This is a genomic window from Thalassospira sp. B30-1 (genome assembly GCF_015767575.1).
Classification (GTDB): domain Bacteria; phylum Pseudomonadota; class Alphaproteobacteria; order Rhodospirillales; family Thalassospiraceae; genus Thalassospira; species Thalassospira xiamenensis.
Genome location: NZ_CP065232.1, coordinates 637,929 through 650,413, shown reverse-complemented (window position 1 = coordinate 650,413; position 12,485 = coordinate 637,929). Strand labels below are relative to the sequence as shown.

The window sequence follows — 12,485 nt, the reverse complement described above, 5'->3', positions numbered from 1 at the left end:
GCGCTTTACCAGCGTTTACAGGGAAGAAAGGTTCGACCACATGTTTTCACATGCGAAAAAAACAGACTTTTTGAAAGTTTCTACGGTGCTTGCCGCCATCGGCATGATGAGCTTTGGCAGCACCCAGGCATATGCGGCCGATGATTGCATCGCACGCGGCGATCTTGACCAGATGTATTGCGACATGGATGGCGATCTGGTCGCCGATGCACCGGCTGCCGATCAGCAGGTTGACCCCGACACCCTCGTATTTGCCTATACCCCGGTCGAAGACCCGGCGGTTTATGCCGATATCTGGGAACCGTTCCTTGAACATCTTGAAAAAGTAACCGGCAAGGATGTTCATTTCTTTGCGGTTCAGTCGAATTCCGCCGAAGTCGAAGCCATGCGCAGCGGCCGTCTGCATGTTGCCGGTTTCTCGACCGGGCCGACCCCGTTTGCGGTTAACCTTGCCGGTGCGGTTCCGTTTGCCCTGATGGGGGCGGATGATGGCCGTTTTGGTTACACATTGCAGCTTTATACCCGGGTTGACAGCGGCATCAATTCGCTTGCCGATCTTAAAGGCAAACGTGTTGCCCATACGTCCCCGACCTCGAACTCGGGCAACCTTGCACCGCGCGCCCTTCTGCCCGGTCAGGGCATCGTCCCGGAACAGGATTACGAAGTCGTCTATTCCGGTTCGCACGACCAGTCGATGCTGGGCGTTGTCGCCGGTGACTATGACGCCGCCCCGGTCGCATCCGAAGTGGTTGAACGCATGGCCCAGCGTGATCTGTACGATCCGGCTGACGTCAAAATCCTTTATGAAAGCAAGCCGTTCCCGACCACTTCGTTCAACTATGCCTATAACCTGAAGCCCGAACTGATCGAAAAGATCAAGGAAGCCTTCTTTACCTTCGACATGAAGGGCACGGCACTTGGCGAAGAATTCAAGGGTGTCACCAAATTCGTACCGGTCACCTATCAGAAAGACTGGGACGTCATTCGTGAAATCCAGGCTGCCAACGGTGTGAAATACACCCCGGACAACCTGAAGTAATCCCTTTTTTCAAACTGCTTCTGCCGGGATCGATTTTCGGTCCCGGTAGTCTTTTTTCAAGGTATCGTGATGCTGCGTATCAAAGATCTGGTCAAACGCTATGGCAAGGATGAGGCCGTTCTCAAGGACCTGAACCTTGAAGTTCCGGGCGAAAGCGTCGTTGCCATCATTGGGGCATCGGGCGCTGGTAAAAGCACGCTTTTGCGCTGTATTAACCGTCTGGTCGAACCGACATCGGGCTCGATTGACCTTAACGGCACCGAACTGACGACTTTGTCGGGTGGCGAGTTGCGTCTGGCGCGTCGTCGTATCGGCATGATTTTTCAGGGTTTTAACCTAATCAACCGCTTGACGGTGATGGAAAATGTTCTGTCGGGACGGTTGGGATATGTCCCGACCTGGCGCGCCATGACGCGCAATTTCCCCCAAAGCGACATTGATCGTGCGTTTCAATTGATGGAACGTGTCGGCATTGCCCATTATGCCAACAAACGCGCCGATGAATTATCGGGTGGCGAACGCCAGCGCGTCGGCGTCGTTCGTGCCTTGATGCAGGAACCTGAAATCCTGCTGGCCGATGAACCGACCGCGTCGCTTGACCCCAAAACATCCCGACAGATCATGGAATTGCTGCGTGCGCTTGCATCCGAGCTGCACCTGCCGGTTCTGATCAATATCCACAATGTCACCGAGGCCAAGGAATATACCCAGCGCATCGTCGGCATGCGGTTTGGTCGCATCATCTTTGACAGTGTGCCGACCGACCTTACCCAGGATGCCATGGATGAAATCTATGCCGGGGTTCCGGCAGAAGAACGCGGCGAAACCGGTGATGCGGAATCCCTGCGCGAGGTGGTATCGCAATGACCAGCTCCGTTGAAAAAACAACGGGCCATCGCACTTGGAAAAAGCCGCCCTTTATCGCCAATCCGGCGATACGCTGGGCGATTATTCTTGGCGTATTGGCCTATGTCGTGTGGGCGGTCACCAGCCTGCCGTTTAACTGGGAACGTATTCAGGAAGGCATTCCGCGCGCCATCCGTATTTTCAAGGGCGCTTTCCCGCCGGACATGATCCGGGGTGAACTGGTGTTGCAGGGTTTTCTTGAAAGCATCAAGATCGCCATCGTTGCAACCCTTGCCGGTGTGATGCTCAGCGTGCCGATTGCCTTTGCCGCCGCATCCAATATTGCGCCCAAATGGCTTTATAACATCGGGCGTGCCACGATCATTATCGCACGCAGTTTCCATCCGGTGATCGTTGCCATCCTGTTCGTCAAGGCGGTCGGTTTTGGTCCGCTGGCGGGGATTCTGACCCTGACGATCTATTCCATCGGTTTCGTTGCCAAAATGCTGGCCGAACGGATCGAGGAAATCGACTGGGGCCAGGTCGAAGCCATCCGGGCGGCCGGGGGCGGGACATTCATCACCATGCTTTATGCCGTGATCCCGCAAATCATGCCCCGCCAGATCGGTCTTTCGATCTATCAGCTTGACAGTAACCTGCGTGCATCCGCCGTGGTCGGCATTGTGGGTGCGGGCGGGATCGGATCGACCCTGATGAATGCGTTTCGGCGCTATGACTATGACTTCGCGCTTGCGATCACGCTTTGCATTATCGGCGTCATCCTGATCAGCGAAGCCATAAGCGGCCGGATCCGGAGGAACATATGGTAACGACAACAAAAAACACCGGACCGGACGCCATCGCCGAACGCGAATGGTCACGCTATACCCCCAAACAACGCTGGCTGCGCTTTGCCATGTATGGCGGTGTCGTGCTGGCAACGGTCTGGTCGCTTTCGACGATCAACATCATCTGGCCGTGGCTTTGGGATGCCCCGCAACAGATGGGCGATCTTTTTTCGCGCATGTATCCGCCGTCGCTTAATGATTGGGAAATGATCGCCATCACGTTGCTTGAAACCGTCAATATTGCGACGATTGCAACGTTTTTTGCGGTATTCCTTTCATTGCCGATTGCCCTGATCGCGGCCCAGAACACCACACCGAACAAGCTGACGCTTTGGATTGGCCGGTTCATTCTGGTGTCGTCGCGGTCGGTGAATACCATCATCTGGGCGCTGCTGTTTGTGGCGATTTTCGGCCCCGGCGTGATGGCCGGTATTCTGGCGATTATTTTCCGTTCGATCGGCTTTATCGGCAAATTGCTGGGCGAGGCGATCGAGGAAATCGACCGGGCTCCGATCGAGGCGCTTGAGTCCGTCGGTGCATCGCGGTTCAAAATCCTGATTTACGGGGTTGTGCCACAGGTCATGCCGACCTTCTTTGCGGTTTCGATCCTGCGCTGGGACATCAACCTCCGCGAAAGTACGGTTCTGGGTCTGGTTGGTGCCGGCGGGATCGGTATTGTCCTGCAAGGCGCAATTGACACCTTTGCCTGGCAGACGGTTGCCACCATTCTTCTGGCGATCATCGGTCTTGTGATCGTGGGCGAGGCCTTGGCGGCCTGGCTGCGCAAAAAGGTGATCTGACGTGTCTGAACATTACGACCTTCTGGTCGTAGGCGGCGGCATCAATGGTGCGGGTATTGCCCGTGATGCCGCCGGTCGCGGTCTGTCCGTCCTTCTGGTCGAACAGCGCGACCTTGCCTCGGCCACGTCTTCATCCTCGACCAAACTGATCCATGGCGGTCTGCGGTATCTTGAACATTACGAGTTCCGGCTGGTGCGCGAAGCCTTGCAGGAACGCGAGGTTCTTCTGGCTGCCGCCCCGCATATCATCTGGCCACTGACCTTCGTCCTGCCGCACCATAAAGGGCTTCGGCCCAAATGGATGCTGCGGGCCGGGTTGTTTCTTTATGACCATCTGGCAAAGCGCAAACGCCTGCCGGGGTCCCGTGCGCTATCCCTGAACGGCACGAAAGAAGGCAAACCGCTTCTGGACCAGTTCACCAGCGGCTTTTCCTATTCCGATTGCTGGGTTGATGATGCGCGGCTTGTCGTGCTGAACGCCCTTGATGCGCAGGCACGCGGGGCGGTGATCAAAACCCGGACGCGCTGTGCCGCCCTTGTGCGCGGAACGGATGGCTGGACCGCGACACTGCAAGCCGAAGACGGCAAAGAAACCAGCGTTTCGGCAAAAGCCGTGGTCAATGCCGCAGGCCCTTGGGTGACCGAAATGGTCAACCGTGCCGGGCTTGGCGACAAGGCCGCAGGGTTACGGCTGGTCAAGGGCAGCCATTTTGTCGTGCCGCGCATTCACCCGCATGATCATTGCTATATCTTCCAGAACGGGGACGGCCGCATTGCCTTTGCCATCCCCTATCAGCAGGATTACACCCTGATCGGGACGACGGATGTGCCCTATGACGGCGATCCGGCCGAGGTGAAGATCAATGATGACGAAATCGATTACCTGCTTGATCTGGTCAATGGCTATCTGGCGACACCGTTAACGCGGGCCGATATCGTTTGGGATTATGCCGGTGTCCGGCCGCTTTATGATGACAAGAACAGCAACGCATCGGCGGTCACGCGCGATTACGTGTTTGATCTGGATACCGGGGACGGCGATGCCCCCGCGATCCTGTCGATCTATGGCGGGAAGATCACCACCTATCGCCGGTTGGCCGAACATGCCCTGCAAAAGCTTTGTCCGGTTCTGGGCAATGATGCATCGGACTGGACCGCGACATCGGTTCTGCCGGGTGGGGACATGAGTGATGGCAATTTCGACCGGTTCTTGGCCGGTGTCAGAACAAAATTGAACTGGCTGCCCGAACAGATCGCCCATCGCTGGGCGCGCTGTTATGGCACGCGCCTGTTTGATATTGCACCGGATGCCAAGGCAATTGGTGATCTGGGTCGGGAAGTTGCGCCCAACCTGTTTGAGGCGGAACTCCGTTTCCTGATGACGCACGAGTGGGCCCGGTCCGCCGAGGATGTTCTTTGGCGACGAACCAAGCTTGGCCTTGGCATGAAAGAAAGCGATATCAACGCGGTTCGGGACTGGTTTGCAAACAGCGCGGATCAACTTGCCGCACAGTAAGTAACCGGCAACCGGTTACTTGCGCAGATCATCCCATTTGACGAATTCGTGGGCGATGAAATCTTCCATCATCGCCCGCCACATCCGTTCGGCCATGTCTTCGTCAAAGCCATCAATGCGGCACTGGGCGCGGACCTTGGTGATCACGTCCTCGATCCGGTCTTCGTCACGCACGGCATCCCGGGTCGGTTTGATGCGCGCGGCCTGTTCGATATAGTTCAACCGTTCCGCCATCAGCGCCACCAGAAGCCTGTCCACCCGGTCCACATTCGCACGTACATCGGACATGGTTTCGCAAGGGTTGGCTTTGGTCGTCATCACGGCAGAACTTTCATTATTCACGAAAAGTGAAAAATGGCGGTGATTATTCACCGCCACTTCACAATGTCTAATAGGCGTATTCCCGGAACAGCGGATCAACCGATCCGTTCCATTCGGTTTCATATTTATCGAGGAATTCCTCGGCCAGGGTACGGCCGCTTTCGGCGACGTCTTCGAGGCTGTCGAGGAAATGGCTTTCATCGTCGCCATAGGCATCCATGCGACCGCGCGCCTTAAGCCCCTGTTTGGAGACGGCCAGCACATCCTTGGCGAGGTCCTGAACGGTGCCGTTCCTGAACTTCGTGGCAAGGGCGGTACGCGGCACATCGTCGCGAAGGGCTTCGCGTTCTGCATGGCTGAGATCCTTGACCAGATCCCATGCCGCATCCAGTGCCGCGTCATCATACAACAGACCAACCCAAAGGGCCGGAAGCGCGCAGATGCGTTTCCACGGGCCACCATCCGCACCGCGCATTTCAAGAAACTTCTTGAGACGCACTTCGGGGAAGGCGGTCGTCATGTGATCGGACCAGTCATTCATCGTCGGGCGTTCACCCGGCAGAACGTCAAGCTTTCCGGCCATGAAATCACGGAACGATTTGCCTGCGGCATTGATGTATTTGCCATCGCGATAAACGAAATACATCGGCACATCGAGCATGTAATCGACATAGCGTTCAAAGCCAAAACCGTCTTCGAACACGAAGGGCAGCATGCCGCAACGGTCCGGGTCGGTATCGGTCCAGACATGGGATCGTGAAGACAGATAGCCGCTTGGTTTGCCATCCACGAACGGGGATGCGGCAAACAGCGCGGTCGCAACCGGCTGAAGTGCCAGCGACGTTCTGAATTTCTTGATCATGTCGGCTTCGGAGGCGAAATCCAGATTGACCTGAATGGTCGAGGTCCGAAGCATCATGTCCAGACCAAGATTGCCGACCTTGGGCATATAGTCACGCATGATCGCGTAGCGGCCCTTGGGCATCCACGGGATATCCTTGCGTTCCCATTTCGGCTGATGGCCGACACCAAGCATTTCGATATCAAGATCACCGCAGATTTCGCGGATTTCATGAAGATGCTGATGCACTTCGCCACAGGTCTGGTGGATGTTTTTAAGCGGCGCACCGGACAATTCGATCTGCCCGCCCGGTTCAAGCGAGACGGAACAATTATCCTTGGTAAGCGCAATCACATTGCCGTTTTCAATGATCGGTTCCCAATCAAAGCGTTCGGCAAGTTGTGTCAGAAGGGTCTTTACCCCCCGTTCGCCGTCATACGGGATCGGGCGAAGATCGTTACGGGTAAAGGCGAATTTTTCGTGTTCTGTGCCGATGGCCCAGTCTTTTTTCGGTGTACATCCGGACTCGAACCATTCGACAAGCTGACGACGGCTTTCGATGACCGGGCTGTCGCCGGTGGAGGCGCTGACAGTCATAAGGGCTTCCCCTAATCTCTCGTGACCGGAGGTATCGACCAGTCGCCGATGCGATCCTGAAACACGGACAAAGCAGCAATTGCCGCAGTTTCGGCCCGCAAGATACGCGGACCAAGGCTTACAGGCGTTGCAAAAGGCTGTTTGCGGATGCGTTCAATTTCGTCGGCGCTAAAGCCGCCTTCGGGTCCAATCACGATTGCATGGTTAACAACATTGTCGTTGTCGATAGCCGAGCCAGCGCCCTTTGCCAATAGCTGACTTAACACTTCACCAATTGGTGAGCCCGATCCCGTCTCGTCACAGAACAGCAAATGCCGGTTTTCCGGCCAGTCCGCGAGCCAATCAAGCAATTTTACCGGTGGGGCAATTTCCGGCACGCTGAGGCGTTCGCATTGCTCGGCGGCCTCGATCACCTGGGCCTGCAAACGATCAAGGCGGACCTTGTCGGTAATGCCGTGTGCAGTGACAATCGGTTGCAGGGTGCCAACTCCCATTTCGACCGACTTTTCGATCAGAAAATCAAGGCGCTGCTTTTTGATTGGCGCAAAAGCCAGGATCGGGCCGCGTTCGACAATCTGGTCACGCAATTGCCGTTCGGCGGTCAAGGTGCCCTTCTTTTTGCGAAGGTGATCGATGGTCGCCAGCCATTCACCATCAAGACCATTAAATATCTTGATTGGCGTTCCGGGCTTGAGGCGCATCACATGTTCAAGGTAATGAGACTGTTCAGGTGCGAGTTCGATCTCGCATCCCGGCGTGATAGGATCGGAAACGAATAGGCGTTGCCGGGCGCGGGTGGCGTCGTCTGTCATATATGTCCCCAGGCCGGTTATGCGGCGAAGTTCAGTTTGTTAAAGAGTTACATAGGCCAATTATGTCACAGGTCAACCAACCGATACAGAACACGAAGAACGATATGCCGTCTGATGGCTGGATCGACCGGTTCGCGCCGTTGGCCAGTCGGCCGTATCTTAAGCTGGCACGACTTGACCGTCCGATTGGCACATGGCTTCTGCTTCTGCCTTGCTGGTGGTCAACCGCCATGGCAAGCGACGGCGCGCCCAGCCTGTTGATGATGGTTTATTTTGCCATTGGTGCATTGATCATGCGCGGGGCCGGTTGCGTCGTCAACGATCTGGCGGATCGCAATTTTGACGGCAAGGTCGAACGCACGGCAACCCGCCCGATTCCCAGCGGCCAGGTCAAGGTCTGGCAGGCAATCGCGTTTCTGGGCCTGCTGCTTCTGATCGGGCTTGCCGTGCTGGTGCAGTTCCGGATCGAGGCGATTATTGTCGGTATCTGTTCCCTGCCGCTTGTCATTACCTATCCGTTCATGAAGCGCATTACCTATTGGCCGCAGGCGGTTCTGGGGCTGACATTCAACTGGGGGGCGCTTGTCGGCTGGGCGGCTGTCACCGGAACTGTCGCACCGGCGGCGGTTGCGATGTATGTTGCGGGCTTCTTCTGGACGCTTGGTTACGACACCATTTATGCCCATCAGGACAAGGATGACGACATCAAGATCGGGGTAAAGTCACTGGCGCTTCGGCTTGGCGATGCAACACCGCGATGGGCGATGGGGTTTTATACCGTAACCACCCTTTTGCTGGGTGTTTCGGGTGTGCTGGCCGGACTGCACTGGATTTACTTCCCGCTTCTGGCACCGGCGTGTTTGCATCTGGCGTGGCAGGTTGCCACGGTCAAACTTGATGATTCCGCGAACTGCCTGAAACGGTTTAAATCAAACCGTGATTTCGGTTTGATGGTGCTGGCTGCCATCATCATTGCCAATCTGGTCGGGACCGGGCTTTAGTTTAGGCCCGCATACGGGCTGATCCATCCTTCATCTGCACCATTATCGAAAGACCGCCCATGATCGCACCGCTTGCCCTGATGATTGCCGGATTGATCCTTGCGGGTGTCGGGGCGCAATGGTTCGCATGGCGGGCCGGTATTCCGGCAATCGTTTTGCTGTCCATCGTCGGCCTGCTGCTGGGACCGGGAACCGATCTGATCGATCCGGTCAATGATTTCGGTACATTGTTGCAGCCGCTTGTTGCGGTGGCGGTCGCGGTGATCCTGTTTGAAGGCGGGCTTGCGCTTGATTTTCGGGAACTGACGCACAGTGTCAGCGGTGTGATCCGCCTGACCACCATTGCCCCGCTTGTGGCGTGGCTTCTGGGTGCGGGGGCGGCGCATTATCTGGCCGATCTTTCATGGCCGGTGGCGGCCCTGTTTGGCGGGATCATGATCGTGACCGGCCCGACGGTGATTGCACCGCTGTTGCGTCATGCCCGACTGTCCAAGCGCCCGGCGACGCTTCTGAAATGGGAAGGCATCGTGAATGACCCTATCGGGGCCCTGTTTGCGGTGCTGGCTTACGAAGTCATTGCCGCAAGCCAGCATGGCAACGGCTTTGGCGCAGCCGTCGGTCATCTGGCGATCAACATTCTGCTGGCGGTTCTGATCGGCCTGGCGTTTGGTCTGGGGACGGTTCAGATTTTCAAGCGTGGCTGGATTCCCGAATTCCTGAAAGCCCCGCTTGTTCTTGGCGTGCTTCTGACCTGCTTTGCCGGGGCCAATGAAATTCAGGAAGAAAGTGGGTTGCTGGCCGTAACCGTGCTGGGCCTGACGATTGGCAATGCCCATTTGCTGGCGATTGATGAAATCCGCCGGTTCAAGGAAACCCTGACGGTTATTCTGGTGTCCAGCGTGTTCATCATCCTGACCGCGACGCTTGAATGGTCGATGATTGCCGAACTGACATGGGGGCATGGGCTTTTTGTTCTGGCCATGCTGTTTATCGTGCGGCCGGTTTCGGTGATCGGTTCGCTGGCCTTTTCAAGGGTGAGCTGGAAAGAACGGCTTCTGGTTGGCTGGATCGCGCCGCGCGGGATTGTGGCGGTCGCGGTTTCCGGCCTGTTCGGGACCGAACTTGTCGAACTTGGTTATGCCGACGGGGCACTTTTGATCCCGCTGGCCTTTGCGATGGTATTTTCGACCGTTGTGTTGCACGGCTTTTCAATCCGACCGATGGCCCGCCAGCTCGATCTGGCGGTCAAAGGACCGCCGGGTGTTCTGATTGTCGGTGCGCATCGCTGGACGATTGATTTCGCCAAGCGTCTGGTCGAGCTCGACATTCCGGTTGTTCTTGCCGACAGCCGCTGGCACAGCATGCGTCTGGCACGCGAGGCCGGATTGCCAACCTATTACGGGGAAGTGCTTTCGGAAGTTTTCGAACATCACCTTGATACTTCATCGCTTGGCACGCTGATCGCGACCACGGATAACGATGCCTATAACACGCTGGTCTGTACCGATTTCGCGCCGGAATTTGGCCGCCGCGCCGTTTTTCAGACCGGCATGCACGGATCGCCCGAAGACCCGAAACGCCATAGCCAGACATTGGGCGGGTTGCCACTGTTTTCCGAACCGATGACAACCGACGACATTCGGGAGGATTTCCGGCATGGTGCCGAAATCCGGCAAACCCGTCTGACCGACGAATTCGGCTGGGACGATTTCATTGACGTTCAGGGATGCGAACCACCGGTCATCGCCCTTGTCCGCGGGGCGCAGCTTCATATGGGGCCCGATATGCCAAAGGCAAAGCCGCGTGATATTTTGCTGTATCTTGGCCGCAATGCCCAGAACAGCCAGAAGCCTGACGAAAACCCGAAGGCGACTTCACTTGCGCCCGAGGCACAAAGCAAGTAAGCCCCGGCAATCCGTTTCACCCCGATATGGGCCGATCATGACCGATAATGTTTTCGCCGATGCCTTGGTCCCCGAAGTCGACGATCCGCGGTTTGCCGATCTGATCGATACATTTACCGTGCCGGCACGGGTGCCATTGGCGCCCGAAATCGAAATGTATCTGGCAACGCATATCACGCCACTTTGGCAGGCGACCGAGGATATCCTTGGCGTGCTGGATATCCCGCCGCCCTATTGGGCGTTTGCGTGGCCGGGCGGACAGGCGATTACGCGATATATCCTTGATCATCCGGAATTGGTGCGCGGCAAAAAGGTTCTGGATTTTGCGTGTGGCGGCGGCATGCAGGCGATTGCGTGTGTCATGGCCGGTGCGGACAGCATTCTGGCAAACGACATTGATCCGGTGGCGATTACGGCAACCCGCCTGAACGCCGAACGCAATGGCGTTGCCTTTGAAACCACCACCGAAAACTTTGTCGGCACCCAATCGGCAACCCGTCGCTGGGATGTGATTTTTGCCGGTGATGTCTGCTATCAGCAGGATATGGCCAATGCGGTATTGCAATGGCTGATGGGCGAGGCACGGCTTGGCACGCGGGTCATTCTTGCCGATCCGGGCCGGACATATGCCCCGACGCACAATATCGACGAACTTGAAACCTATGACGTGCCAGTCGATGTCGCGGTCGAGGATGTCGACACCAAATACACCCGTATCTGGCAGCTTTTGCCAGATCGCGATAAATAGCCCGTCCTCGTAAGGCACGAAGTACCAATATGAAAACGCGCGCAAGGATGTCTTGCGCGCGTTTTCTATTTCTCGATCGGCTCCGGTTCGAAGCCCGATTCAGCCTTCAACGACGCGATAACGGCAGTTGCAGTTATCAACGTGCTGCCATGCCAGTTTCGACCATGCCTTTTCGGCATCCTTGAAGGTCGCAAACGGGCCGTGGCGTTCTTCTTCGCCGCCGACCGGCTTTTCGAAATCGGTGGTTTCGTATTCGCCACCGACAACCCAGTATTCTTCAAGGCGTTCGATGCGGTAACGCGAATTGGCGTCGTCAACCGACTGCCATGCCATTTTGGACCATTCTTTTTCCGCGTCTTCGAAGCTGCCAAACGGACCGACTTTGGTTTCTTCGCCGATCGGCTTGTCAAAACCGGTATCCTGATAGGTGCCCCCGATAACCCAGTACTTGGCCATCTGTGCGTCCTTCATGCTTTGGTGAATGTCGACAGGCCGTGCAGGGTGGTGCTGCGCAACCCGGTTTCCTGCCCTTGTATAACCAAATCCGTCTGCGACCGACACCACCAATTTGGTCAATATTGCCATTCAGTCGACGCATGGACGACCAGAAGGCGACAATTTTCCTTTTTATTCTGACGGTTCGCTCTGCCGGATCGCCGCTTTGGGCAGCAGATATCCCAAATGATTTGGTGGGCACAAAGAGCAAAAGGAAAACAAAATGAACATAACACATATCAAGCGTGCCGGTCTTGCTGGCGTTATTTCGATCACCGCGGCCCTGTCTGCCTGCGGCACACCATCGGCGACCCCGGATATTGATGTTCAAAGTGACGACATGGAAGAAGCCAGTGCGACGGTTGTTGCGTCGGGATACAGCCCGTTAACCGGTACCGCATTGGTCAATACGATCAATGATCAGACCTTTTCCTATCGTGACGAGGGCAAGGAAACCAATGTGAATGTCACCTATTTCCAGAATGGCAAGGCATCGATCACCTGGATTGACGAGGATGGTGATCGCGGCATGCGCGAAAAACTCTGGACCATCGAACAGGGGCAATATCTGTGTCTTTGGGGACGGGATGAAGAAGACGATTGCATGTCGGTCCTGACCAAGGCGGGGCAGCTGGCGACCGTCGATAATGATGGAAACGTCGCCTATTACACCAATCGCTCGTCGTAATTTTCCTGTCTGGCATCTGCTCCCTTCCC

General features: G+C 56.3%; 13 protein-coding genes. 9 read left to right on the top strand and 4 right to left on the bottom strand.

From position 1 onward, the window contains the following. Positions 1-70: 70 nt before the first annotated feature. The 5 genes from phnD to glpD all read left to right on the top strand — a co-directional run bounded on the left by phnD (position 71) and on the right by glpD (position 5,049). A complete protein-coding gene (gene phnD / locus IT971_RS02945) occupies positions 71-1,039 on the top strand; it encodes a phosphate/phosphite/phosphonate ABC transporter substrate-binding protein (RefSeq protein ID WP_223304988.1) in 969 nt (322 codons plus the stop codon). Between the two features lie 69 nt (positions 1,040-1,108). Next, positions 1,109-1,906 carry a phosphonate ABC transporter ATP-binding protein gene (gene phnC / locus IT971_RS02940; RefSeq protein ID WP_063093294.1) on the top strand — a complete coding sequence of 266 codons (798 nt, stop codon included), beginning with the start codon at positions 1,109-1,111 and terminating at the stop codon, positions 1,904-1,906. Further along, positions 1,903-2,715: a phosphonate ABC transporter, permease protein PhnE gene (phnE, locus tag IT971_RS02935; RefSeq protein WP_063093293.1), complete on the top strand. Its 813-nt coding sequence runs from the start codon at positions 1,903-1,905 to the stop codon at positions 2,713-2,715. Before phnC ends, phnE (IT971_RS02935) begins: the two co-directional genes overlap by 4 nt. Beyond that, positions 2,709-3,533 carry a phosphonate ABC transporter, permease protein PhnE gene (gene phnE, locus IT971_RS02930; RefSeq protein WP_007091201.1) on the top strand — a complete coding sequence of 275 codons (825 nt, stop codon included), beginning with the start codon at positions 2,709-2,711 and terminating at the stop codon, positions 3,531-3,533. Before phnE (IT971_RS02935) ends, phnE (IT971_RS02930) begins: the two co-directional genes overlap by 7 nt. 1 nt (position 3,534) lies before the next feature. Further along, entirely contained in the window at positions 3,535-5,049 is a 1,515-nt protein-coding gene (gene glpD / locus IT971_RS02925; protein WP_063093292.1) for a glycerol-3-phosphate dehydrogenase, read from the top strand. A 15-nt stretch (positions 5,050-5,064) separates the two neighbouring features. Here the strand turns inward: glpD and IT971_RS02920 are convergent, their stop codons facing one another. From IT971_RS02920 to IT971_RS02910, 3 genes are all read right to left on the bottom strand, one after another. Further along, on the bottom strand, positions 5,065-5,367 hold the full coding sequence (locus IT971_RS02920) for a chorismate mutase (RefSeq protein ID WP_037991166.1): 303 nt from the start codon (positions 5,365-5,367) through the stop codon (positions 5,065-5,067). Between the two features lie 70 nt (positions 5,368-5,437). Further along, positions 5,438-6,808: a glutamate--cysteine ligase gene (locus tag IT971_RS02915; RefSeq protein WP_063093291.1), complete on the bottom strand. Its 1,371-nt coding sequence runs from the start codon at positions 6,806-6,808 to the stop codon at positions 5,438-5,440. Between the two features lie 11 nt (positions 6,809-6,819). Continuing rightward, on the bottom strand, positions 6,820-7,620 hold the full coding sequence (locus IT971_RS02910) for a 16S rRNA (uracil(1498)-N(3))-methyltransferase (protein WP_063093290.1): 801 nt from the start codon (positions 7,618-7,620) through the stop codon (positions 6,820-6,822). A 62-nt stretch (positions 7,621-7,682) separates the two neighbouring features. Here IT971_RS02910 and ubiA point away from each other — a divergent pair, with 62 nt between their 5' ends. The 3 genes from ubiA to IT971_RS02895 are packed head-to-tail and all read left to right on the top strand — an operon-like array spanning position 7,683 to position 11,273. Next, positions 7,683-8,621: a 4-hydroxybenzoate octaprenyltransferase gene (gene ubiA / locus IT971_RS02905; protein WP_063093289.1), complete on the top strand. Its 939-nt coding sequence runs from the start codon at positions 7,683-7,685 to the stop codon at positions 8,619-8,621. A gap of 59 nt (positions 8,622-8,680) precedes the next feature. Further along, entirely contained in the window at positions 8,681-10,525 is a 1,845-nt protein-coding gene (locus IT971_RS02900) for a sodium:proton antiporter (RefSeq protein ID WP_063093288.1), read from the top strand. Positions 10,526-10,562: 37 nt separating this feature from the next. Then, positions 10,563-11,273: a methyltransferase gene (locus IT971_RS02895; RefSeq protein ID WP_082822710.1), complete on the top strand. Its 711-nt coding sequence runs from the start codon at positions 10,563-10,565 to the stop codon at positions 11,271-11,273. 99 nt (positions 11,274-11,372) lie between these two features. Here the strand turns inward: IT971_RS02895 and IT971_RS02890 are convergent, their stop codons facing one another. Further along, positions 11,373-11,729: a DUF4170 domain-containing protein gene (locus IT971_RS02890; RefSeq protein ID WP_007091209.1), complete on the bottom strand. Its 357-nt coding sequence runs from the start codon at positions 11,727-11,729 to the stop codon at positions 11,373-11,375. A 262-nt stretch (positions 11,730-11,991) separates the two neighbouring features. Between IT971_RS02890 and IT971_RS02885 the strand changes: the two genes are divergently transcribed. Beyond that, on the top strand, positions 11,992-12,456 hold the full coding sequence (locus IT971_RS02885) for a hypothetical protein (protein WP_063093287.1): 465 nt from the start codon (positions 11,992-11,994) through the stop codon (positions 12,454-12,456). Positions 12,457-12,485 lie beyond the last annotated feature (29 nt).

Coding starts and splice junctions, on each gene's coding strand:
- phnC (WP_063093294.1), top strand. CDS start 1,109: ATGCTGCGTATCAAAGATCTGGTCAAACGCTATGGCAAGGATGAGGCC.
- phnE (WP_063093293.1), top strand. CDS start 1,903: ATGACCAGCTCCGTTGAAAAAACAACGGGCCATCGCACTTGGAAAAAG.
- IT971_RS02910 (WP_063093290.1), bottom strand. CDS start 7,620: ATGACAGACGACGCCACCCGCGCCCGGCAACGCCTATTCGTTTCCGAT.
- phnE (WP_007091201.1), top strand. CDS start 2,709: ATGGTAACGACAACAAAAAACACCGGACCGGACGCCATCGCCGAACGC.
- IT971_RS02885 (WP_063093287.1), top strand. CDS start 11,992: ATGAACATAACACATATCAAGCGTGCCGGTCTTGCTGGCGTTATTTCG.
- IT971_RS02915 (WP_063093291.1), bottom strand. CDS start 6,808: ATGACTGTCAGCGCCTCCACCGGCGACAGCCCGGTCATCGAAAGCCGT.
- IT971_RS02895 (WP_082822710.1), top strand. CDS start 10,563: ATGACCGATAATGTTTTCGCCGATGCCTTGGTCCCCGAAGTCGACGAT.
- ubiA (WP_063093289.1), top strand. CDS start 7,683: ATGTCACAGGTCAACCAACCGATACAGAACACGAAGAACGATATGCCG.
- IT971_RS02900 (WP_063093288.1), top strand. CDS start 8,681: ATGATCGCACCGCTTGCCCTGATGATTGCCGGATTGATCCTTGCGGGT.
- IT971_RS02890 (WP_007091209.1), bottom strand. CDS start 11,729: ATGGCCAAGTACTGGGTTATCGGGGGCACCTATCAGGATACCGGTTTT.
- IT971_RS02920 (WP_037991166.1), bottom strand. CDS start 5,367: ATGACGACCAAAGCCAACCCTTGCGAAACCATGTCCGATGTACGTGCG.